26 protein-coding genes and 2 tRNA genes are annotated in these 19,124 nt (G+C 64.9%); 14 read left to right on the forward strand and 14 right to left on the reverse strand.

The annotated features are described in order from the left end of the window. Positions 1 to 27: 27 nt before the first annotated feature. The 3 genes from AC1VNY_RS27180 to AC1VNY_RS27190 all read right to left on the reverse strand — a co-directional run bounded on the left by AC1VNY_RS27180 (position 28) and on the right by AC1VNY_RS27190 (position 2,702). On the reverse strand, positions 28 to 687 hold the full coding sequence (locus tag AC1VNY_RS27180; protein WP_482407508.1) for a glutathione S-transferase family protein: 660 nt from the start codon (positions 685 to 687) through the stop codon (positions 28 to 30). A 133-nt stretch (positions 688 to 820) separates the two neighbouring features. Further along, positions 821 to 2,032 (reverse strand): MFS transporter, encoded by a 1,212-nt coding sequence (locus AC1VNY_RS27185; RefSeq protein WP_482407509.1) that lies wholly within the window; start codon positions 2,030 to 2,032, stop codon positions 821 to 823. A gap of 1 nt (position 2,033) precedes the next feature. Next, on the reverse strand, positions 2,034 to 2,702 hold the full coding sequence (locus tag AC1VNY_RS27190; protein ID WP_028340149.1) for a GntR family transcriptional regulator: 669 nt from the start codon (positions 2,700 to 2,702) through the stop codon (positions 2,034 to 2,036). A gap of 204 nt (positions 2,703 to 2,906) precedes the next feature. On the opposite strand from AC1VNY_RS27190, the gene AC1VNY_RS27195 reads away from it, so the two are divergent. Next, entirely contained in the window at positions 2,907 to 3,317 is a 411-nt protein-coding gene (locus AC1VNY_RS27195; protein WP_482407510.1) for a GFA family protein, read from the forward strand. Positions 3,318 to 3,381: 64 nt separating this feature from the next. After that, positions 3,382 to 3,456 (forward strand) — tRNA-Val (locus tag AC1VNY_RS27200). 123 nt (positions 3,457 to 3,579) lie between these two features. On the opposite strand, the gene AC1VNY_RS27205 is transcribed toward AC1VNY_RS27200, so the two are convergent. Then, the gene (locus AC1VNY_RS27205; protein ID WP_016847733.1) at positions 3,580 to 3,789 is read right to left on the reverse strand and encodes a hypothetical protein; all 210 of its coding nucleotides are present in this window, start codon (positions 3,787 to 3,789) and stop codon (positions 3,580 to 3,582) included. Positions 3,790 to 4,032: 243 nt separating this feature from the next. Between AC1VNY_RS27205 and AC1VNY_RS27210 the strand changes: the two genes are divergently transcribed. The 3 genes from AC1VNY_RS27210 (at position 4,033) to AC1VNY_RS27220 (ending at position 5,571) form a co-directional block, all read left to right on the forward strand. Continuing rightward, positions 4,033 to 4,314 carry a hypothetical protein gene (locus AC1VNY_RS27210; RefSeq protein ID WP_038385060.1) on the forward strand — a complete coding sequence of 94 codons (282 nt, stop codon included), beginning with the start codon at positions 4,033 to 4,035 and terminating at the stop codon, positions 4,312 to 4,314. Between the two features lie 22 nt (positions 4,315 to 4,336). After that, entirely contained in the window at positions 4,337 to 4,642 is a 306-nt protein-coding gene (locus tag AC1VNY_RS27215; protein ID WP_482407511.1) for a YciI family protein, read from the forward strand. A 77-nt stretch (positions 4,643 to 4,719) separates the two neighbouring features. After that, positions 4,720 to 5,571 carry a class I SAM-dependent methyltransferase gene (locus AC1VNY_RS27220; protein ID WP_482407512.1) on the forward strand — a complete coding sequence of 284 codons (852 nt, stop codon included), beginning with the start codon at positions 4,720 to 4,722 and terminating at the stop codon, positions 5,569 to 5,571. Here the strand turns inward: AC1VNY_RS27220 and pepT are convergent, their stop codons facing one another. Together pepT and AC1VNY_RS27230 are read right to left on the reverse strand one after the other, a co-directional pair. Next, positions 5,572 to 6,828, reverse strand: coding sequence for a peptidase T (gene pepT / locus AC1VNY_RS27225; RefSeq protein ID WP_482407513.1), 1,257 nt, complete (start codon positions 6,826 to 6,828; stop codon positions 5,572 to 5,574). Positions 6,829 to 6,994: 166 nt separating this feature from the next. Beyond that, positions 6,995 to 7,318 carry an HU family DNA-binding protein gene (locus AC1VNY_RS27230; protein WP_259171327.1) on the reverse strand — a complete coding sequence of 108 codons (324 nt, stop codon included), beginning with the start codon at positions 7,316 to 7,318 and terminating at the stop codon, positions 6,995 to 6,997. A 307-nt stretch (positions 7,319 to 7,625) separates the two neighbouring features. Here AC1VNY_RS27230 and AC1VNY_RS27235 point away from each other — a divergent pair. Continuing rightward, positions 7,626 to 7,702: transfer RNA gene (locus tag AC1VNY_RS27235), tRNA-Asp, on the forward strand. A gap of 116 nt (positions 7,703 to 7,818) precedes the next feature. Here AC1VNY_RS27235 and AC1VNY_RS27240 read toward each other — a convergent pair. The 6 genes from AC1VNY_RS27240 to AC1VNY_RS27265 all read right to left on the reverse strand — a co-directional run bounded on the left by AC1VNY_RS27240 (position 7,819) and on the right by AC1VNY_RS27265 (position 10,826). After that, positions 7,819 to 9,123, reverse strand: a complete 1,305-nt coding sequence (locus tag AC1VNY_RS27240; protein ID WP_482407514.1) for a hypothetical protein — start codon at positions 9,121 to 9,123, stop codon at positions 7,819 to 7,821. A gap of 157 nt (positions 9,124 to 9,280) precedes the next feature. Continuing rightward, a complete protein-coding gene (locus tag AC1VNY_RS27245) occupies positions 9,281 to 9,472 on the reverse strand; it encodes a hypothetical protein (RefSeq protein WP_028340141.1) in 192 nt (63 codons plus the stop codon). A 14-nt stretch (positions 9,473 to 9,486) separates the two neighbouring features. Further along, a complete protein-coding gene (locus AC1VNY_RS27250) occupies positions 9,487 to 9,687 on the reverse strand; it encodes a hypothetical protein (protein WP_209945024.1) in 201 nt (66 codons plus the stop codon). A 98-nt stretch (positions 9,688 to 9,785) separates the two neighbouring features. Continuing rightward, the gene (locus AC1VNY_RS27255) at positions 9,786 to 10,430 is read right to left on the reverse strand and encodes a haloacid dehalogenase-like hydrolase (RefSeq protein ID WP_482407515.1); all 645 of its coding nucleotides are present in this window, start codon (positions 10,428 to 10,430) and stop codon (positions 9,786 to 9,788) included. Continuing rightward, a complete protein-coding gene (locus AC1VNY_RS27260; protein WP_482407516.1) occupies positions 10,423 to 10,569 on the reverse strand; it encodes a hypothetical protein in 147 nt (48 codons plus the stop codon). The genes AC1VNY_RS27255 and AC1VNY_RS27260 overlap by 8 nt, the downstream gene beginning before the upstream one ends. 53 nt (positions 10,570 to 10,622) lie before the next feature. Then, positions 10,623 to 10,826 carry a hypothetical protein gene (locus AC1VNY_RS27265; protein WP_482407517.1) on the reverse strand — a complete coding sequence of 68 codons (204 nt, stop codon included), beginning with the start codon at positions 10,824 to 10,826 and terminating at the stop codon, positions 10,623 to 10,625. A gap of 200 nt (positions 10,827 to 11,026) precedes the next feature. Between AC1VNY_RS27265 and AC1VNY_RS27270 the strand changes: the two genes are divergently transcribed. Continuing rightward, positions 11,027 to 12,040, forward strand: a complete 1,014-nt coding sequence (locus AC1VNY_RS27270) for a TRAP transporter substrate-binding protein (protein WP_482407540.1) — start codon at positions 11,027 to 11,029, stop codon at positions 12,038 to 12,040. A gap of 41 nt (positions 12,041 to 12,081) precedes the next feature. Here the strand turns inward: AC1VNY_RS27270 and AC1VNY_RS27275 are convergent, their stop codons facing one another. Both AC1VNY_RS27275 and AC1VNY_RS27280 read right to left on the reverse strand, forming a co-directional pair. Beyond that, entirely contained in the window at positions 12,082 to 13,374 is a 1,293-nt protein-coding gene (locus AC1VNY_RS27275; protein ID WP_482407518.1) for a spinster family MFS transporter, read from the reverse strand. 48 nt (positions 13,375 to 13,422) lie between these two features. Next, complete coding sequence (locus tag AC1VNY_RS27280; RefSeq protein WP_482407519.1) at positions 13,423 to 14,613, reverse strand: Rieske 2Fe-2S domain-containing protein; 1,191 nt, start codon at positions 14,611 to 14,613, stop codon at positions 13,423 to 13,425. A 130-nt stretch (positions 14,614 to 14,743) separates the two neighbouring features. Between AC1VNY_RS27280 and AC1VNY_RS27285 the strand changes: the two genes are divergently transcribed. The 7 genes from AC1VNY_RS27285 (at position 14,744) to AC1VNY_RS27315 (ending at position 19,118) form a co-directional block, all read left to right on the forward strand. Continuing rightward, the gene (locus tag AC1VNY_RS27285) at positions 14,744 to 15,259 is read left to right on the forward strand and encodes a MarR family winged helix-turn-helix transcriptional regulator (RefSeq protein WP_482407520.1); all 516 of its coding nucleotides are present in this window, start codon (positions 14,744 to 14,746) and stop codon (positions 15,257 to 15,259) included. A 214-nt stretch (positions 15,260 to 15,473) separates the two neighbouring features. Next, positions 15,474 to 15,839 carry an NADH-quinone oxidoreductase subunit A gene (locus tag AC1VNY_RS27290; RefSeq protein ID WP_018271860.1) on the forward strand — a complete coding sequence of 122 codons (366 nt, stop codon included), beginning with the start codon at positions 15,474 to 15,476 and terminating at the stop codon, positions 15,837 to 15,839. Further along, positions 15,830 to 16,420 carry a NuoB/complex I 20 kDa subunit family protein gene (locus AC1VNY_RS27295; RefSeq protein WP_050423879.1) on the forward strand — a complete coding sequence of 197 codons (591 nt, stop codon included), beginning with the start codon at positions 15,830 to 15,832 and terminating at the stop codon, positions 16,418 to 16,420. Before AC1VNY_RS27290 ends, AC1VNY_RS27295 begins: the two co-directional genes overlap by 10 nt. A 10-nt stretch (positions 16,421 to 16,430) precedes the next feature. Beyond that, a complete protein-coding gene (locus tag AC1VNY_RS27300; RefSeq protein ID WP_482407521.1) occupies positions 16,431 to 17,048 on the forward strand; it encodes an NADH-quinone oxidoreductase subunit C in 618 nt (205 codons plus the stop codon). Then, positions 17,045 to 18,241 (forward strand): NADH-quinone oxidoreductase subunit D, encoded by a 1,197-nt coding sequence (locus AC1VNY_RS27305; protein ID WP_016847751.1) that lies wholly within the window; start codon positions 17,045 to 17,047, stop codon positions 18,239 to 18,241. Before AC1VNY_RS27300 ends, AC1VNY_RS27305 begins: the two co-directional genes overlap by 4 nt. A 41-nt stretch (positions 18,242 to 18,282) precedes the next feature. Beyond that, positions 18,283 to 18,894, forward strand: a complete 612-nt coding sequence (gene nuoE, locus AC1VNY_RS27310; protein WP_016847752.1) for an NADH-quinone oxidoreductase subunit NuoE — start codon at positions 18,283 to 18,285, stop codon at positions 18,892 to 18,894. Then, complete coding sequence (locus AC1VNY_RS27315; RefSeq protein ID WP_482407522.1) at positions 18,894 to 19,118, forward strand: hypothetical protein; 225 nt, start codon at positions 18,894 to 18,896, stop codon at positions 19,116 to 19,118. Before nuoE ends, AC1VNY_RS27315 begins: the two co-directional genes overlap by 1 nt. The last annotated feature ends 6 nt before the right edge of the window (positions 19,119 to 19,124 follow it).

The raw sequence follows: 19,124 nt of genomic DNA on the forward strand, positions 1-19,124 counted from the left end.
CGCCGTTTTTGTTTTCGCTGTTCGCGATCAGGTCGGGAAGGCTGCGGCTCTGTCCGCGGCGGCAAAGTGCGCCATCTGATCGGCATGCGCTTTTGCGAAAGCCGGCCGGGCCGTGGCGCGCGCGACGTAGGCGCGACACGCGGGATATTCCGCCAGTCCGTCGAAGCGGTCGACCAGGCGCAGCACATCCGCCATGAGAACGTCGGCGACGGAGAACGGCCCGGCCAACCATTTGCGGCCCGTCAGCACCGGCTCCATGTGCCTGAGCCGGGATTGCAGGAAGCCGTCGAAGCGTGTCCATGCCGACGTGCCGCCGCTCTCGCCCGAGAATACCAAGAGCGACCAGGGCAGGCTCGCCATCTCGACCGAGTTGAGCGCTGCGAACAGCCATTTCAAAGCCTCGTTGCGCTGGCGCGGATCGGTCGGCAGCAGCGCGTCGCTGCGCTCGCCGAGATGCAGCAGGATCGCGCCGCTCTCGAAGATCGAGATGTCGCCGTCGGTCAGCCACGGCACCTGGCCGAACGGCTGGTGCGCGAAGTGCTCGGCGCTCCGATCGCGAAATGGCACGCTCGCAACGCGATACGGCAAGCGCGCCTCTTCCAATGCCCAGCGCACCCGGAGGTCGCGCACAAATCCCCGCGGCATCTCCGGAACCCAATCGAAGGTGGTCAGCGTCAGGTCGGCCATTGGGTATCTCCATTTGCTGGCTTCACAGGCAAAAGGACGAACGAATGGCGCGCGTTCCGACACCCCGACGGGCTTTTTCGTCGTTGCGGTACGGAACGATCGAGTTGCCGACGTGGGTACGCCGGCGCCGGAACTAGTCTTTCCTCTCGACGACGAAATTGCCGATCGCGCCGAGTGCCATCAGCACGCTGGTGCCGAGGAACACCGCGGGCATGCCGATATGGCCGCCGATGAAGCCGCCGGCGAGCGGGCCGATCACCTGGCCGGTATATTGCGCCGAGATCGAATAGCCGAGCATGCTGCCGGTGACCGCATCAGGCACGTTGTGCCGGATCACGCTCGCGATGCAGGGCAGGAGGCCGCCGAGCGCGAGCCCCATCAGGAAGCGCAGCAGGATCAACTGCCAGCCGCTGACCACGAAGGCCTGCGGGATCAACAGCAGCGCTGAGACCGCAAGGCAGATGGTGATGATCCGCCAGTGGCCGACCCGATCGGCCAGCTTGCCGAGATGCGAGGACGACAACAGGCTGCCGAAGGCCGCCGCCGACATCACGAGGCCGGCGACGAAAGTCACCTGCGGTGCCTTGACCAGTTGCGCGACATAGACCGTGATGATCGGCTCGATCGACATATTGGCGACCATCAGCAGCAGGCCCGTTCCCCACATCGCGACGACAGGGCGCTTGTCCGGGACAAGCGACCAGCCGCCGCGCGCCTTGCCGCCTTTCGCGGTCTTCGGGCGTGCTTCCTCGCGGATCAGGAACGTCGTGCCGAGGAAGGTGAAGAAGATGACGCCGCCGATCAGGAAGAAGGTCGCGCGGATGCCAATCAGCCCCGGCAGCACGCCGCCGATCAAGGGACCGACCAGGCTGCCGGCCATGATGCCGGCCGACAGCACGCCGATCGCCCAGCCGGACCGCGCTTTCGGCGTCTGCGCCGCGACCAGCACGGTCGAACCCGAGGCGTAGCCGCCGAGCAGGCCGGTCAGCAGCCGCAGGCCAACCAGCTCGTAGACATTGTGCGCCATGCCGATCAGCGACATGGCGATCGCCATGCCGAGGCTGGCGCGGATCAGCATCAGCTTGCGGCCGTAGCGATCGGCGAGCCGTCCCCACAGCGGCGCCGTCAGCGCCGCGCTGAAGAAAGCTGCGCCATAGGCGACGCCCGACCATTGCACGATCGCGGCGTGATCGGTCACGCCGAGCTGCTCGACATAGAGCGGCAGGAACGGCAGCAGCAGCGTCATCCCCACGATTGTCGTGAAGGAGCCGAACACGCAGACGATCAAATTGCGTTTCCAGGGGCCCGCGTCGAGCAGGGCTTCGCGATCGACTTCGATGTTCATGTCAGCGCAGCCCGATGACGGCGAAGCCGCGCGCCCGCAGGCCGCGGCGATCCTCGTTGAGCGAACGCAGCAGGCGATCGCGGGTATCGGTGATGTGGTCGGCGGCCTCGCGCGCGGCGGCCTCCGGATCGTTGGCCTTGATGAAGCCGAGGATGCGCCGGTGCTCGCGCCAGGCCTGCTCGCGCGACGGTTCTGTCCACACTTCCAGCCAGCGCGCCCGCGACAGCCGGGTCATGGCGCCGGCGATTGCCTTGACGATGAAGGGATTGCCGGAGAGCCGCGCGATCTCGACATGGAAATCGGTGCCGACCCGGTGCCATTCCTCGCGCGGTGCGCCGGACTGGCAGGCGTCTAGCATTTCTTCGACGCCGGCGATATCGGCCGCGCTTGCCCGCGCGCAGGCAAGGCGCACCGCCGTCGTCTCCAGGGGAATCCGGAACTCGGCCAGCGCCTCCAGCTCACCGAGGTCGATCGGTGCGACGATCCAGTTGCGGCCGTCGCGACGCACCAGCTCTTCGCCTTCGAGCCGGACCAGCGCGGCACGGATCGGCGTGCGCGATCCCTCGAACCGGCTCTCCAGCCAACGCTCGGTCAGCCGCTCGCCGGGGCCCAGGTCGAGGGACAGGATCATCTCCCGGAGCTGGTCATGGATCTGAAGCATCTGCGACATGGCGCCGTCCTTTGGCCGCCCCTTGGCGGGCACAGAATCTCGGTCTGGCGGGTTTCGTATCCCGGTATGGTATCCCAAACAAGGCGGGTACGGGATACCGGCGTTGCTCCGCCAAAAGAGGCGGCGGGCCGAGGGCCGGAGCCGTGGACGATGGAACCGCGCCCACGGCGGCTGCTTTGTTTTGACGGAATTGGAGCGCGCCACATGCGTATCGACGGGCAATGCCATTGCGGGGCTATCACCTATCAGGCCGAGATCGACCCCGAACGGGTCTCGATCTGCCATTGCACGGACTGCCAGGCGCTGACCGGTTCGCCCTATCGCGTCACGGTGATCTGTGCCGCCGAACAGGTCCGGCTGACCGCAGGTGTGCCGAAGATCTACAGCAAGCGGGGCGACAACGGCCGGATCCGCTTCCAGCATTTTTGCGGCGACTGCGGTTCGCCGCTGTTCACGAGTGGCGAGGACGGCGGGCCCGACGACTGGGGCATCCGCTGGGGCAGCATTCGCCAGCGCGGCCAGTTGCCCCCGCGACGTCAGGTCTGGTGCCGCTCCGCCGCGCCATGGATCAATGATCTCGAGGAATTGCCAGCGCGCCCCAAGGATTGGAGCTGACAGATTGAGGCGTTTGCGACCTTGCGCCCTGAGGGCTGGCGAGGCTAAAGAGGCGCGCTGGCAAGGGCGGTTAGCTCAGCGGTAGAGCACTGGTTTTACACACCATTGGTCGGGAGTTCGATCCTCTCACCGCCCACCATTCGCGACCCTCAGGCGCAGCCTATCGAGCGGCCCAGCCGTCCGCCGAGCGGGCATGCTTCTCCCGATGCTTGGGAAATTGCATCGGCGCTTGCCCGTTGAGGTAAAGGCGCTGGATCCAGCCCTATGGCTGAAGCATTCTGATGGTCGCGATCGGCCACTTCCCGATGTGGCCCTTGATCGAGATGCGCAACCCATGAGATTCGTCCAGAAACACGCCCTCGACGGTGCCCGCGGTTCCATCGGTGAGAACCGCGGCTCGTCCGACCAGCTCGGCCTCCGCTTGCACATGCTCGCGCAGGATGACCGTGGCGCGGTGTTTCACGAGCTGCAAAGCGGCCTCTGGTTGATGAGCCCTACGGAGCAAGGCGATTGCACGGCTCTCGGTGAACGCGTGGAGAGGGCGCGGTCCCGACCGTGGGGTGGATGGGGTGGCCGGGACCGCGCTTGCTCCGCGCTGGCGTGGCAAGTGTCGTTCGATGGCCGATCGCGCGAAAGGTGCCGAAAGTCACGCGCTCAGGTTTGATGCCGACGCTGCAGCGATGCTATTCTCTCCGCCTAACCGGGAACTCGATGCATGCGCAAACTCGCCGCGATTTTTCTTCTCACCATGATTGCCGGACCCGCATTCGCACAGTCGGATCACGTTCAGCGCTACCGCGAAGAGGTCGAGAAGTCGCCGGCCGATGCGGCCAACGAGGCGCGCCAGCAGCGCGCCTATCAGCGTGCGCTCAGCGGTGTGCCGGATCAGAAGCCGACCGATCCCTGGGGCATTGCGCGCAGCGACGGGCAGGGCGCGCCCAAGGCGAATGCCGCGAAGCCGAAGCCGGCCAAGCCCACGAGCGCAGCCGCCAAATAATCTCCGAGCGCGGATCGGGTCGATGAAATACTACGTCTGCAAATTGACCGGACCGCGCCCGACCTTTCCGCAGGACATGACGCCGCAGGAAGCCGCCATCATGCAGGCGCACGTCGCCTATTGCGGCGCACTGCTGCAAGCCGGCAAGGCGCTGGTGTTCGGGCCGGTCGCCGATCCGGCAGGGATCTGGGGCCTCGGCGTGCTTCAACTCTCCGACGATGCCGATCCGCAGGAGATCGTCGCCAACGATCCCGTCACCAAGGCCAATGCCGGATTCACCTATCAGGTGATGCCGATGCTGCGCGCCGCGACGCGCGAGAGCTGCTAGGGCATGATCCGGAAAAGTGCGAAGCGGTTCTCCCCAAACATGAGACGACGGAAGCTTCCTGAGAAGGTTTGGATCGCATGAACGCAGGCCACCCGCAAAACGCCGATCAGATCGCATACTGGAACGGGCCGGGCGGTCAGCGCTGGGCCACCCGGCAGGCCGCGCAGGACATCGTGCTGCAACCGGTGCTCGACCTCCTGATCGATCGCGCCGCGCCGAAAGCCGGCGAACGCGTCGTTGATGTCGGCTGTGGCAGCGGCGCCTCGAGCTTCGCGCTGGGGGTCAAGGTCGCGCCGGCTGGCCACGTGCTCGGCGTCGATGTCTCGGAGCCGATGTTGACGCGGGCGCGGCAGAGCGCGCCGCAGGGTTTGCCGGTCGAGTTCGCGCTGGCCGATGCGACCGTCTATCCGTTTGTCAGCGAGAGCTTCGATCTGTTGGCCTCGCGCTTTGGCGTGATGTTCTTTGCCGATCCCGTGGTGTCGTTCGCCAATCTGCACAAGGCGATGAAGCCGACGGGCCGTCTCGCCTTTGCCTGCTGGCAGGAGCCGCGCGAAAATCCGTTCTTCATGACGCCGCTTGCTGCGGTCTACAAGCACGTGCCGAAACTGCCGCCGCTCGGGCCCGAGGATCCCGGCCCGTTCGCGTTCGCCTCCGAGGCGCGGGTGAAGCGGATCCTGGGCGAAGCCGGCTTCTCCGGCATTGCCATGGAGCCGTGCCGGGTTGAGCTCGATGTCGCGACCGGGCGCGGCATCGATGCCGCTATCCAGGGCGCGCTCGAGATCGGGCCGGCCAGCCGCGCGCTGGAAGGGCACCCCGATGAGGTGCGCGCTGCTGCGATCGCCTCGATGCGCGAGGCGCTGGCGCCGTTCGTCAAGGGCGATGCGGTGCTGCTGCCCGGCGCGATCTGGATCGTGACGGCGCGGGCCTGATCAGGCCTTCTCTTCCCAGATCATCGCCAGGTGCACGATGGTCTGCACGGCCTTCTCCATGTCCTGCCGGCTGACCCATTCGAGCCGCGAATGGAACGCGTGCTCGCCGGCGAAGATGTTCGGGCAGGGCAGTCCCATGAAGGACAGCCGCGAGCCATCGGTGCCGCCGCGGATCGAGGTCTTCACCGGCGTGAGGCCGGCGCGCTCGATCGCCTCGATCGCATAAGCCACGATCTGCGGGTGGCGATCGATCACATCCTTCATGTTACGGTACTGCTGCTTGACCTCCATGCGGTAGGTCGAGCGCGGATAGGCCTTCATGACATCGTTCACGATGTCTTCCAGCAGCGCTTCCTTCTGCTTCAGGCCGGCCTCGGTGAAATCGCGCACGATGAAGTCGATCCGCGCGTTCTCCAGCGCGCCCGAGATCGCGACCGGATGCAGGAAGCCTTCCTTGCCCTCGGTAGTCTCGGGCGAGCAGGTGTCCTTCGGCAGGCGATCGACGATCGCGGCGGCGATCTTGATCGCGTGCTCCATCTTGCCCTTGGCGAACCCGGGATGGGTCGCGACGCCTTCGATGATGATGCTGGCGCCGTCGGCCGAGAAGGTCTCGTCCTCGATATGGCCGGCGGTCTCGCCATCCATGGTGTAGCCGAAATCGGCCCCCAGCTTCTTGATGTCGACCTTGTCGACGCCGCGGCCGATCTCCTCGTCCGGCGTGAACAGGATCTTGATGGTGCCGTGCTTGACCTGCGGATTGGTGACCAGGAAATGCGCGGCGTCCATGATCTCGGCAAGGCCCGCCTTGTTGTCGGCGCCGAGCAGGGTGGTGCCATCGGTGGTGATGATGTCGTTGCCGATCTGGTCGGCCAGCGCTTCGTGCTCGGCGGGGCGGATCACCTGCGAGGCATCGGCGGGAAGCACGATGTCGCCGCCGCGGTAGTTCTTCACGACCTGCGGCCTGACGTTCTTGCCGGTGCAGTCGGGGGAGGTGTCCATGTGCGAGCAGAAGCAGATCACCGGCACCGTCTTGTCGGTGTTGGCCGGGATCGTCGCATAGACGTATCCGTGCGGATCAAGATGTGCGTCGGATATTCCCATCGCCTGCAACTCGGCGACCAGCAGGCGCCCGAGATTCTTCTGCTTCTCGGTGGAGGGGCAGGTCGGTGAATCCGGGTCGGACTGGGTATCGATCACGACATAGCGCAGGAAGCGCTCGGTGACGGTGTGCTTGAAGTCGAGAGCCGGTGCCAGCATGAAAACCGCGCAAAAACAGGGAAAAGGAACAATGCGCTTTGGCGAAGTTGGTTCGCGCGAGCAAACCGCGTCAAGGCGAGCTTCGAAGGACAATAACAGAAAAGCGCCACTCCGGGGCCGCGTCACGAGCCGGAATGGCGCTTTGCCTTAACGGAGAGAGAAGGCGCTAGACGGCTTCCTTCAGCTCCTTGGCGGCGCGGAAGGCGACCTTCTTGCTTGCCTTGATGTGGATCTGTTCGCCGGTCGCCGGGTTGCGGCCCATGCGGGCGGCGCGCTTGCGGACCTGCAGGATGCCGAGGCCGACGATCCTGATGCGCTCGCCCTTCTTGAGGTGCTTGGTGATCCTTGTGACCATGTCGGTCAGGATCGCCTCGGCCTGCTTCTTGGACAGCTCCTGCTCCTCGGCGATGGCCGCCGCCAAATGCTTCAGCGTGATCGTCGCCGGTGTCGCTGCTTTCTTCGCCATGTCTGGCCCTCCTCGTTGCTGAATGGCTGGATTGCTGCTTTCACGCGAATGGCGCGCCGTTCGCGTCGGGAAAGTGCGTCCGGACAAGTCCTGAAAACCGCCGGTTCCGGGAACGGGCAGCGCCGGGCCGGCCACAGGAAACCCAGACGTATCAGGCCTTATTTGATTCGGGGCTTCGCTGACTACGCCGTTTCCCCTGAAAACAGGCGACAACCCGCGCCCGCGCCGCGAAAATGCCGACGCTGTGCAGGGATCCGCAACGTCCTTGACTAACCGGATGCGGGCCTTTATGCCCTCGGTCCTGCGCGGATCAATCCGATGATCGGCATCCGCGGGAGTAGCTCAGTTGGTTAGAGCGCCGCCCTGTCACGGCGGAGGCCGCGGGTTCGAGTCCCGTCTCTCGCGCCATTCATTTCAATGACTTAGCAGCGTGTTTGACCCGGAACCATCGGGCCCTCTGAGCCGGTGCCGTTACCAGTTGCTTGCTCTCCCCGTTCACTGCACCTGGCGAGTGTCGCGACAGCTCAGGACGCCGCGAGGCCGACGGCGCCGACCGGTTGAGCGGCCTGCTCGGGCCTGACGGATAATGCCATCCGCTGTTCGGGCGTCAGCCACCACAGCAGGAACAGCAGCGCTATGCCGTTCGACAGCAGGCCTGTCGTGAGCGGCACGTTCATGATCGCCTGGACTGCGATGCCGGACGAAACCGCAATGAAGCGCGGCGACAGGTGCTTTGAGACCATCGATCCCACCGACAGGATCAGGCCGCAGACAAGCGCCGACAGTGGGGCGAGCGCAAGACCGACCGACGCGATGCCCTCGGTGGCGAGGAAGGACGCGTTGAAATTGCCGTCCTGATAGATCGCTCCGAGCGTCGGGCCGAGTTCGCCGTACGGGCAGGCGGTCATGTATCGCACGACGGTGATCTGGCAGAACCGGGTGAGCTCGCGGTGCGCGAAGAAGTCGGCGTATTGATCGAGCGCGAGCGACGGGATCGCGACGAAGCGCAGATTGATGGCGCTGAACACGAAGTAGTTCTTGTCGGCGACGAGGATGACGAAAGCCAAAAGGCCGATGACCATCGGGATCAGAAATGCGAGCACCGTGGCCAGCCGCGGGTCGAACCGGCCGTACAGCCAGAACAGAAACGGCAACCAGATCGGCAGCAGCAGCACGGTCTTGTTGTTGACGACGGGATAGAAGCAAAGCGCAAGCAGCAGCACGCCGGCTGCCGGAATCCATCGCCTGCGGGCTGCGAAATGCGCGAACAGGTAGGGCAGGACCGCGCCGATCATGATCCCGGTGAGATAGTTCATTAGCGCCGGCCGCACGACGGCGGTGCGGGCTGCGCCATAGGGATTGCCAAGATTGGCCCCGTAGGAGATGTCGCCGACCAACACGGCGAAACACGACGCCAGCAGCAGAACCGCGATGCGCTTGATGGCCGCATCAGACAAATCGGGCCGCCAAACCGGGATATTCTGCAGCATCAGGGGGATCATCGCGGCGGCCAGCGCGGCGATCATGGCCCAGCGGGCGATGGCGTGCGGATAGTCGAACGCGCTGAAGAAGCTGAGCCACACGAAGCCGAACACGGCTGACAGCAGCGAGAAGCCCACCAGATAACCGAAGCTGAACCGTGCCGCGACGAACGCCGGGACGAACGCGACCATGATGGCGGTGCCGAGGACGGCCTGCGCGGTGATGCCGGATCGCCAGACATGCATCGCCGGGAATGCGTGCCCGCAGGCGATCATCGAGACGACGCTGAGGACGAAGAACCCGGGGATCGTGACCCCGACAGCCAGGTCATCGCGCGTCAATGTCATCAGTCCGTCCGAATTCGAAAGCTGCCGAGCAGCTAGCCGGTCGGCCCTGGACGAAGCAAGTAAAGCAATATCTCGGTCTGTGTTGTTATGTTTCCGCCCGGCGATTCGTCACCGCGACGCCTTATTGAATTCGCAGAACGGCAACACGTTGCCTTGATCAGGCAAAGAATGCGGCGACCGCGTTGAGGTCGGATTGTCCCGGCGCGTCGCCGCGCAAATTGGCGTCGATCACGCGGCGGCAGGCGTCAACCGTGTGGGTATCGCCCAATTCGTTGGCGGCCTCGAGGATCGACCAGACCGTATCCAAGGGAACGTCGCTCTGCACGGTTGCCTTCGGGTCTGACAGCATCGACGGGGCCGCGGTTAGAATTCGAACAGGTCGCGGCCGTGCCGCGCCAGGTTGTGCAGGTCCGCCACCGTGCCGCGCACCGCGTTGCAGCGGCGGCATTCAATTATGGTGTCGCCGGATGCGTGCGCCGGATCGGCGACCTTGATCGCCAGGCTGCCGCAATCCGTGCAGATGATCTTGAAGCCGGTTGAAATTACTTGCTGCTGCAAATTCATTGTGGCCTGCGCATCTGTTGACGCCGACCTTAACCGAACAACTTTTAAGACTGGGGTCGCGGAGCGGATTGCAATCGAGCGACCACGTTAGGACGCGATTAAGATTTCGCCGCGGCCGCGCGGCCCTGCAGATGCAGCGTCGGCCTGCCGAGCCCGGCCGCGGCGGCGCGCACGGCATCGCGGGCATTGACGGTGATGATGCCGGCAGCGTGGGCCCAGACCGCGAGGTCGGAGGCGCTGTCGCCGGCGTAGATGAAGCCCCCGGGAAATGTCTTCCGCAACAGGTCGGCCTTGTTGGCGCCCTTGAGATTATGTTCGCCGTCGGAGGCGAGCACCTGGTCGATCCAGGGCAGACGCGACGCCAGCTTCTGTGCGAGCAGCCCGTCGGCCGCGGTTGCCAGCACGATGGGGCGGCCGGCCGCGTTCTCGCGCTCGGCCAATGCGACGACGTCCTCGTGCAGTTCGATCCGGCTCCAGTCGATGTGCTGGCGCTGTGCGAGCCGGCGCTTCAGTGCCGCGCGGCCGCGCGTCAGCCAAGCGGCGCATGACAGGGCGATCAGCGGATTGCGGCGCAGGATCGAGAAGAAGCTCAGATAGAGCAGGTCGCCCGCGATCAGCGTGCCGTCGAGGTCGAGCACCAGCGGCAGCGATGCCGGGAGGCCGAGCAAAGGGCGCGTCCCGTCGGTACGGGAAGCATCCTGTGGGTTCGCAATGTTGTCGCCGGCGAGGCGAGGCTCAGTCATTCGCGGCGCTCAGCCGGGTTGCGACCTTGCACACGTCGATCGCGCGCGCCCCGGTCTCGGTGGTCCGGCAATCGCCGTAGCCGAACTTGCTCGCAAAGGCCACACCATCCTGGTCCGAGCTTGCGACGATCAGGACCAACAAAAAAGGCCGCCCGAGGGCGGCCGTTTTGTCTGCCGAAGCCTGAACGTGTCTTAGCGAACCGTCGAGGTGCCCGAGGAGGTGATCGCCACCGGTTTGCCGGCCTTGACGACCTGCGTGGACTGGGCGGTCTGGGTGAAATCCGCGTTGTTCCGGGCCGAAATGCCGAGCGCCGCAATCCCGATCCCCGCAACAAGGGCAACCACCACAATCTTGAGATGGGTCGCGCGGTCAGCTGAATGGATCGAGTGGTTCATGGTCGCCTCCGGGCGTCTGTGCGCCGTCTATGGCAGGTACTGGTAAGCCCCATCTGTTTCCGGATCGTTTCGTGAGTTCCGGGAAATGGTTTCGTGCCACGGGCGGATTGGTTTCACCGTGCCTTGCGTCACATTGCCGGCCGGCTAAAACTGGCCTTGAGCGCGGACATGCGCTTGGGAGAAAAACAATAATGAAAACAATGAGAATGACCCGCCGCCGGGTACTGGGAACCGGTTCTGCTGCAGTTGCCGCCACGATGTTTGGTAAGCCGGTCCTTGCAGCCGCCGAGTTCGATCTCAAGCTCGGCGTCAACACTCCGGAAACCCACCCGCTAACAATGCGCCTGACTGAGGCCGCCAAGGCGGTCGGCGCGCAGTCGTCCGGCCGGGTCAACATCACGGTGTTCGCCAACAGCCAGCTCGGCGGCGATCCGGAGATGCTGTCGCAGGTCCGGGCCGGCGGGATCGAGCTGTTGGCGGCGCCCAGCATGACGCTGTCGACGCTGGTGCCGCTGTCGGGGCTGCCCAGCATCGGCTTCGCCTTCCAGTCCTACGACCAGGTCTGGGCGGCGATGGACGGCGGCGTCGGCGACTTCGTGCGCGAGGCGATCACGAAGACCGGCGTCGTGCCGCTGAAGAAGGTCTGGGACAACGGCTTCCGCCAGATCACCTCGTCGTCGAGCCGGCAGCTCAACAGCGTCGACGATCTCAAGGGCTTCAAGATCCGCGTGCCGGTGACGGCATTGCTGACGTCGCTGTTCTCAGGGCTCGGCGCATTGCCGTCGAGCATCTCCTACAGCGAGCTCTATTCGGCGCTGCAGACCCACATCGTCGAAGGGCAGGAGAATCCGCTGGCGCAGGTCTCCACCGGAAAGCTCTACGAGGTGCAGAAATTCTGCGCGCTCTCGAACCATTGCTGGAGCGGCTACTGGATCCTCGGCAACCGCCGCGCGATGGCGGGCCTGCCGCTCGATCTGCTCGAGCTCATCAATGCCGCGTTCGACGCCGCGGCGGTGAAGGAGCGCGCCGATCTGGTTGAGATGGACCGCTCGCTGCAGGCCGAGCTGACCGAGAAGGGCATGACGTTCAACAAGCCTGATCCCGTGCAGTTCAGGGCCGCGTTGGTGAAGGCCGGCTTCTACACGCAGTGGCAGAAGACCTATGGCGCGGACGCCTGGGCGGCGCTGGAGAAGTATACCGGGAAGTTGACGTGAGCGCCGCCTGACATCGCGCGCAGGCTCAGCTGAGACGGGTGCTAGCTCGCGCGCGCGATGTCGGCGCGGATCCAGCGTGCCGCCCAGACGAACAGCAGCGCGCCAGCCGTCGTCGTGAGCGCGGCCGACAGCAGCGAGTAGCGAACCGCATCGACGTCGTAGGTGCCTTTCAGCGCGTCGTTGATCATGCCGACGGCGAGGGGGCCGACGCCCTGGCCGAAGCAGGTCGCGGTCAGCAGTACGATCGCCGAGGCCAGCGCGCGCATGCTGGATTTTGCCACGGTCTGGGCGATCGCGAAGATCGGGCCGAGATGAAAGCCGACCAGGAACGAGGTCAGCGCCAGCGTCGCGACCATCAGCGTGAAGCTTTGCGTCAGCATGCACAGCGCGAACACCGGGCCGGCGAGACCGGACATGATCGCAGGTGCCCACAGCTTCCAGCGGTCGTCGCGGCGGCCGATCTGCGCCACCACGAGGCCGCCGATCAGCGTACCCGCCATGCCGGCGAGACCCTTGAAGGTGCCGGCATAGGTGCCGATCTCGGCGCTGGTGAGGTGATGGATGCGCGCCAGGAACGGCGGGATCCACACCGCGGTGGCGTAGTTGGTGTAGGTCGTCAGACAAAAGCCGACCAGCACGATGACGAAGCTCGGCTGCGATACCAGGAAACGCAGCGTCGGCCCGATCGGCTCGGCCTTGAAGGTCTCGGCCATCGCGCCGCGCTTCGGTTCGGCGATCGTCAGCCACAAGACCGCGGCGAGCGCGATGCCGGGCAGGCCGGCGGCGAAGAAGGCCATCCGCCAGCCGTAGTGCTGGTTGACATAGCCGCCGATGAAATAGCCGAGGAAGACGCCGAGATAGGTGCCGATCGCGTAGATGCCAAGCGCGCGCGGTCGTTCGTTCTTGTCGAACAGATCGGCGATCATCGATTGCGAGGCCGGCGTTCCCGCTGACTCCCCGATTCCGACGCCGACCCGCGCCAGCGCCAGCGTCGTGACGCTGGAGGCGAGGCCGCAGAGATAGGTCATCGCGCTCCAGAACGCGAAGGCGACCGCGACGATGTTGCGGCGGCTAAGGCGATCGGCCATCCGCGCGATCGGAATGCCGAGCAGCGAATAGAACAGCACGAAGCCGAACCCGGCGAGCAGGCCCATCGTGGTGTCGCTGAGCGTGAACTCCTTCTTGATCGGTTCGATCAGCACGTTGAAGATGGTGCGGTCGAGGAAGTTGAGGGCGTAGATGATCGTGAGCAAGGCGAGGACGTAGTAGCGGCGCGCCGAGGGCGCGGCCGCAGCTTGTATTGGCGCGGCCGCTTGCGGTGCGACATCGACCATGACTTCCTCCCCCGGATCTTCTTTGTTGTTGTTGCTTGTGCGCGGGCCTTACGCCTCGCGGATGTAATTCCCTGCCTCGAATTCGACCGGCCTCGTGTCGGCGTCGAACGACACCCCGATCGGGTCGCGGCCGCTGGCCATGGCCTCGAGCTGGTCAGAGAGCATCCGGCGGATCATCAGGATCCCGCGGTCGCTCTGGCCAAAATGCTCTTCGGAATGGATCGTCACCGCTCCCTGGCCGACCTGGGCCTCGTAGTCGCCGGGGAATTGCTGGTGCTCGGCCTCGGTCATGTCCCACCAGAACTTGTCGTTGAACTTCGAGCGCATCCGCCCGATATCGCCGGCGTTCTTGACCCGGCCGGCGACGTAGATGCGAAACGAGGTGTCGTCGATCGGCAAGGTCCAGCCGATCGATTCGACGCGCGCGAACTGCGCGACGCGCGGATTGGGCACGACGCGGAGTGTCGGGAGGGCGGCCTCGGTGACGCGGTAGAACACCTTGCCGTCGTCCTGCCTGCGGATCGAACGCACCGCGACCCCGCGCGGCGACATCTCGAACTTCACCTCGGGCATCGAGGCCATCATGTTGGTGAACTGCGGCCCTGAGAACGAGCCGTGCAGCACCGGCACATGATAGGGGTCGGCGACGTTTTCGAAATGCTGCAGCCAGTTGCAGGGGATCACGGCAGGGCCGCCGCCGCCGATCGAGGAATCATCGGCCTCGACGAACTCGCGGTCGTCCATGTTCTCCAGGCACTCGTAGCGCGGCAGCACCGGCCGTTTCTCGGCCGGCCCCATGTAGGCGAAGATCAGGCCGTAGCGTTCCTGCACCGGATACCAGGGCTGGCGCACCTTGTCCTTGAACAGGCCGCCGTCGGGCTCGCAGGGTTGTTCGAGGCAGCGGCCCTCGGTGTCGAACTTCCAGCCGTGATAGCAGCAGCGGATGCCGTCTTCCTCGACCTTGCCGTAATAGAGTGTGGTGCCGCGGTGGCAGCAGCGCGCATGCAGCAGGCCGACCCGGCCATGCCGGTCGCGGAACAGGATCAGGCCTTCGCCAAGCGCGCGGACTTTTCTGGGGATATCGGTGGCGTCACCGGTGAGGCCGACCGGGTGCCAATACCGGCGCAGCAGCTCGCCCATCGGCGTGCCGCGGCCGACCGAGGTGAGCTCGGTCCGGGTGCTGGACGGCTTCATCGCATAGGCCGTGCCGAGATCGCGGTCCCGCTGGGTGATCGTCATGTTGTCCTCCCCGCCGCTGGTCTGGCGCCGGCGGCTGATCTATCGTTGACCAAGTCAACGATAGATCGATGACAATGTCAACGATCTCGTTGAGCTTGGCAGCGCGCGGCTTTGTTGGCAGAGGTTGGTGATGACCGAGAAGCTCAGGACTGAGAGGGCCTTGCCGCCGGAGGCCGTTGTCGATTCCGAACTGGCGCCGATCACCGCGATGATGTCGTCGCGGCTGATGGTGCTGGCGAACCTGCTCAGGCGCGGCGCGATGCTGCGCTACAAGCGCCTGACCGGCCTGTCCTCGGTCGAGTTCGGCCTGGTTGCCTCGCTCGGCCGGCGGCCGCCGATGAGTGTGGTGCGGCTCGCCGAGGCCGTCGGCATGGACAAGGGGCAGATCAGCCGGGCACTCGCCGAGCTCGTGGCGCGCAAGCTGGTGGCGAAGTCGGCCAATCCGCGCGACAACCGGGAGACTTTGGTCTCTCTTACCAAGGCCGGCCTGGCCGCCCATGATGCCATCGTGGCCGGCGCGCAGGAGCGAAACCGGCGCCTGCTGGAACAGCTTGCGCCGGGGGATCTCGAGCTGCTGCTCGGACACATCGATCGGCTTACCTTGACCGCGGCCGAGATGCTCGCTGCCGAACGGGGGCTGGGCTGATATGGGGAGAGCGCAGGGCACAGGATGGCCGTCGCGGCGTTACCCATGGAGGCAAGCGCATCCGCCTGATGAGGCCAAGAGCCCGCGGGAAGGACGGTAAAAGCGTCAAAATAGCTTGTCTTGCGCCCCCTGTTGCGCTGCGCTAAAGCCTCAAGAACAATTCCAATCAACGAATCTGCGGCACGTCCGAAACCGCAGCAAGAAGGCCTCGCCGATGACCGGCATCCTGCAGAATTATCTCCCACTTGTGGTCTTTATCGGAGTTGCGAGCCTGATCGGTCTGGCGCTCCTGATCGCACCGTTCCTGGTCGCGTTCCAATCGCCGGACCCGGAAAAGCTGTCCGCCTATGAATGCGGATTCAACGCTTTTGACGACGCCCGCATGAAGTTCGACGTCCGCTTCTATCTGGTGGCGATCCTCTTCATCATCTTCGACCTTGAAGTGGCGTTCCTGTTCCCCTGGGCCGTGGCGTTCGGAAAGCTCGGCGCCACCGGGTTCTGGTCGATGATGGTGTTCCTGGCCGTGCTGACGGTCGGGTTTGCGTATGAATGGAAGAAAGGCGCGCTCGAATGGGATTGAGCCCCACCGCCGCATCCTCGCAGCCGGCGATCGCGCAGGCCCCGAAGGGTATTCTCGATCCGTCGACCGGCAAGCCGGTCGGCGCAAATGATCCGTTTTTCCTCGAGGTCAATCACGAGCTGTCCGACAAGGGCTTCTTCGTCGCCGCGGCCGATGACCTCATCACCTGGGCGCGCACCGGCTCCCTGATGTGGATGACCTTCGGTCTCGCCTGCTGTGCGGTCGAGATGATGCAGGTCTCGATGCCGCGCTATGACGTCGAACGCTTCGGCTTCGCGCCGCGCGCCTCGCCGCGGCAGTCCGACGTGATGATCGTTGCGGGCACCCTGACCAACAAGATGGCGCCCGCGCTGCGCAAGGTCTACGACCAGATGCCGGAGCCGCGCTACGTCATCTCGATGGGCTCCTGCGCCAATGGCGGCGGCTACTATCACTACTCATACTCGGTGGTGCGTGGCTGCGATCGCATCGTGCCGATCGACATCTACGTGCCGGGCTGCCCGCCCACGGCGGAAGCGCTGCTTTACGGTGTGCTGCTGCTGCAGAAGAAGATCCGCCGTATCGGCACGATCGAACGCTAAGGTTTCAGGTATGGACGACGGCAAGCTCGACGCCCTTGGGCAGACGATCGTGAGCGCGCTTCCGGGCGCGGCCACGGCGCACTCGGTCGCGTTCAATCAGCTCACTATCGACGTCGAGATTGGCAGAATCGTGGAGGTCGCCCGTTTTCTGCGTGACGATCCCGGCTGCCGTTTCGTCAACGTCACCGACGTGACCGCAGTCGACTATCCGAGCCGCGAGAAGCGCTTCGACGTCGTCTACCATCTGCTGTCGCCGACGCTGAACGCGCGCATCCGTTTGCGCGGCCAGGCCGACGAGACCACGCAGGTGCCGTCGATCATTGGCGTCTTCCCCGGCGCCGACTGGTTCGAGCGCGAGGCCTACGACCTCTATGGCGTGATCTTCACCGGTCATCCGGACATGCGCCGCCTGCTGACGGATTACGGCTTCGACGGCCATCCGCTGCGCAAGGATTTCCCGCTAACCGGCTTCGTCGAGGTCCGCTACGACGACCAGGAGAAGCGGGTGCTGTACGAGCCGGTCCGGCTCAACCAGGAATTCCGCAAGTTCGATTTCCTTTCGCCCTGGGAAGGCGCGGACTATCCGCTGCCCGGCGACGAAAAGGCCAAGGCGGAGCCGAAGCCATGAATGAGCAGCCGCAAAACCTTCGTAACTTCACCATCAATTTTGGGCCGCAGCATCCGGCGGCGCACGGCGTGCTTCGTCTTGTGCTCGAATTGGATGGCGAGGTTGTCGAACGCGTCGATCCGCATATCGGCCTGCTTCACCGCGGCACCGAGAAGCTGATCGAGCACAAGACCTATCTGCAGGCGATTCCCTATTTCGACCGGCTCGACTACGTCGCGCCGATGAACCAGGAACACGCGTTCTGCCTCGCGGCGGAAAAGCTGCTCGGCATCACGGTGCCGCGCCGCGGCCAGCTGATCCGCGTGCTCTATTGCGAGATTGGCCGCATTCTCTCCCATCTGCTCAACGTCACCACGCAGGCGATGGACGTCGGCGCGCTGACCCCGCCGCTGTGGGGCTTCGAAGAGCGCGAGAAGCTGATGGTGTTCTATGAGCGCGCCTCGGGCTCGCGCATGCACGCGGCGTTCTTCCGCGTCGGCGGCGTGCATCAGGACCTGCCGCCGAAGCTGATCGACGACATCGAGGCGTGGTGCGATCCGTTCCTCAAGGTGGTCGACGACCTCGATCGGCTGCTCACCGGCAACCGCATCTTCAAGCAGCGCAACGTCGATATCGGCGTGGTGCCGCTGAAGGAAGCCTGGGAGTGGGGCTTCTCAGGCGTGATGGTGCGCGGCTCGGGCGCCGCCTGGGACCTGCGCAAGTCGCAGCCCTATGAGTGCTACGCCGAGATGGATTTCGACATTCCGATCGGCAAGAACGGCGACTGCTACGACCGCTATCTGATCCGCATGGAAGAGATGCGCCAGTCGGTGCGTATCATGAAGCAGTGCATCCAGAAGCTCAAGGCACCCGACGGGCAGGGCCCGGTGGTGGTCGAGGACAACAAGATCGCGCCGCCGCGCCGTGGTGAGATGAAGCGCTCGATGGAAGCGCTGATCCATCACTTCAAGCTGTACACCGAAGGCGTGCACGTGCCGGCCGGCGAAGTCTATGCCGCGGTCGAGGCGCCGAAGGGCGAGTTCGGCGTCTACCTCGTCGCCGACGGCACCAACAAGCCCTACAAGTGCAAGATCCGCGCGCCGGGCTTCGCCCATCTGCAGGCGATGGATCACATCTGCAGGGGCCATCTGCTGGCCGACGTTTCCGCCATCCTGGGCTCGCTGGACATCGTGTTCGGCGAGGTCGACCGGTGACGATGTCCGCATCCGCACCGCGCGCAATGAGAGTTTGATCGATGTCCGTCCGCCGCCTTGCCCCGAAGGAATTGCAGCCCGCGAGCTTCACGTTCACGGACGAGAATCTCGCTTGGGCCAAGAAGCAGATCGAGAAATATCCGCCGGGCCGGCAGGCTTCGGCCGCGATCGCGATCCTGTGGCGCGTGCAGGAGCAGCACGACGGCTGGGTCTCGGAAGCGGCGATCCGCGCCGTCGCCGACCTGCTCGAGATGCCGCATATCCGCATGCTGGAGATCGCGACCTTCTACACCATGTTCCAGCTCTCGCCGGTCGGAAAGAAGGCCCATGTGCAAGTGTGCGGCACCACGCCGTGCCGGCTGCGCGGCGCCGCCGACCTGATCGAGGTCTGCCAGCATCGCATCCATCACGATCCCTTCCAGCTGTCGAAGGACGGCAACTTCTCATGGGAAGAAGTGGAGTGCTTAGGGGCCTGCGTGAACGCGCCGATGGTGCTGATCTGGAAGGACACCTATGAGGACCTGACCAAGGAAAGCTTCGGCAAGGTGCTCGACGGCTTTGCCGCCGGCAATCCGCCGAAGCCGGGCCCGCAGATCGACCGTCAGTTCTCGGCCCCCGCCGGCGGGCCGACGACGTTGAAGGAAACCACCTGATGGCGGGCTTTCAGGTGCTGGCAAACGGGCAGGAAAACAAGGCAGGGAGGGGCGCTGCAATGAAGGCCTGGCGCACGATTGCCCTGCATACCGTTGTCGCGGCGGGCTTCATGTTCCTGCTGCAACGCTACGGCCTGAGCGCCACGCTGGAATCCAGCCTGTTGTGGGCCATCGTGTTCGGCGGCTGCGCCGCCGGGCTCGCTTATTCGCAAGCCAATCGGTGATGTTCG

This window comes from Bradyrhizobium ferriligni (genome assembly GCF_056837965.1).

Excerpts from the sequence above, each read along its gene's own strand:
- AC1VNY_RS27180 (WP_482407508.1), bottom strand. The coding sequence starts at position 687 with ATGGCCGACCTGACGCTGACCACCTTCGATTGGGTTCCGGAGATGCCG.
- AC1VNY_RS27185 (WP_482407509.1), bottom strand. The coding sequence starts at position 2,032 with ATGAACATCGAAGTCGATCGCGAAGCCCTGCTCGACGCGGGCCCCTGG.
- AC1VNY_RS27190 (WP_028340149.1), bottom strand. The coding sequence starts at position 2,702 with ATGTCGCAGATGCTTCAGATCCATGACCAGCTCCGGGAGATGATCCTG.
- AC1VNY_RS27195 (WP_482407510.1), top strand. The coding sequence starts at position 2,907 with ATGCGTATCGACGGGCAATGCCATTGCGGGGCTATCACCTATCAGGCC.
- AC1VNY_RS27210 (WP_038385060.1), top strand. The coding sequence starts at position 4,033 with ATGCGCAAACTCGCCGCGATTTTTCTTCTCACCATGATTGCCGGACCC.
- AC1VNY_RS27215 (WP_482407511.1), top strand. The coding sequence starts at position 4,337 with ATGAAATACTACGTCTGCAAATTGACCGGACCGCGCCCGACCTTTCCG.
- AC1VNY_RS27220 (WP_482407512.1), top strand. The coding sequence starts at position 4,720 with ATGAACGCAGGCCACCCGCAAAACGCCGATCAGATCGCATACTGGAAC.
- pepT (WP_482407513.1), bottom strand. The coding sequence starts at position 6,828 with ATGCTGGCACCGGCTCTCGACTTCAAGCACACCGTCACCGAGCGCTTC.
- AC1VNY_RS27240 (WP_482407514.1), bottom strand. The coding sequence starts at position 9,123 with ATGACATTGACGCGCGATGACCTGGCTGTCGGGGTCACGATCCCCGGG.
- AC1VNY_RS27245 (WP_028340141.1), bottom strand. The coding sequence starts at position 9,472 with ATGCTGTCAGACCCGAAGGCAACCGTGCAGAGCGACGTTCCCTTGGAT.
- AC1VNY_RS27250 (WP_209945024.1), bottom strand. The coding sequence starts at position 9,687 with ATGAATTTGCAGCAGCAAGTAATTTCAACCGGCTTCAAGATCATCTGC.
- AC1VNY_RS27255 (WP_482407515.1), bottom strand. The coding sequence starts at position 10,430 with ATGACTGAGCCTCGCCTCGCCGGCGACAACATTGCGAACCCACAGGAT.
- AC1VNY_RS27265 (WP_482407517.1), bottom strand. The coding sequence starts at position 10,826 with ATGAACCACTCGATCCATTCAGCTGACCGCGCGACCCATCTCAAGATT.
- AC1VNY_RS27270 (WP_482407540.1), top strand. The coding sequence starts at position 11,027 with ATGAGAATGACCCGCCGCCGGGTACTGGGAACCGGTTCTGCTGCAGTT.
- AC1VNY_RS27275 (WP_482407518.1), bottom strand. The coding sequence starts at position 13,374 with ATGGTCGATGTCGCACCGCAAGCGGCCGCGCCAATACAAGCTGCGGCC.
- AC1VNY_RS27280 (WP_482407519.1), bottom strand. The coding sequence starts at position 14,613 with ATGACGATCACCCAGCGGGACCGCGATCTCGGCACGGCCTATGCGATG.
- AC1VNY_RS27285 (WP_482407520.1), top strand. The coding sequence starts at position 14,744 with ATGACCGAGAAGCTCAGGACTGAGAGGGCCTTGCCGCCGGAGGCCGTT.
- AC1VNY_RS27290 (WP_018271860.1), top strand. The coding sequence starts at position 15,474 with ATGACCGGCATCCTGCAGAATTATCTCCCACTTGTGGTCTTTATCGGA.
- AC1VNY_RS27295 (WP_050423879.1), top strand. The coding sequence starts at position 15,830 with ATGGGATTGAGCCCCACCGCCGCATCCTCGCAGCCGGCGATCGCGCAG.
- AC1VNY_RS27300 (WP_482407521.1), top strand. The coding sequence starts at position 16,431 with ATGGACGACGGCAAGCTCGACGCCCTTGGGCAGACGATCGTGAGCGCG.
- AC1VNY_RS27305 (WP_016847751.1), top strand. The coding sequence starts at position 17,045 with ATGAATGAGCAGCCGCAAAACCTTCGTAACTTCACCATCAATTTTGGG.
- nuoE (WP_016847752.1), top strand. The coding sequence starts at position 18,283 with ATGTCCGTCCGCCGCCTTGCCCCGAAGGAATTGCAGCCCGCGAGCTTC.
- AC1VNY_RS27315 (WP_482407522.1), top strand. The coding sequence starts at position 18,894 with ATGGCGGGCTTTCAGGTGCTGGCAAACGGGCAGGAAAACAAGGCAGGG.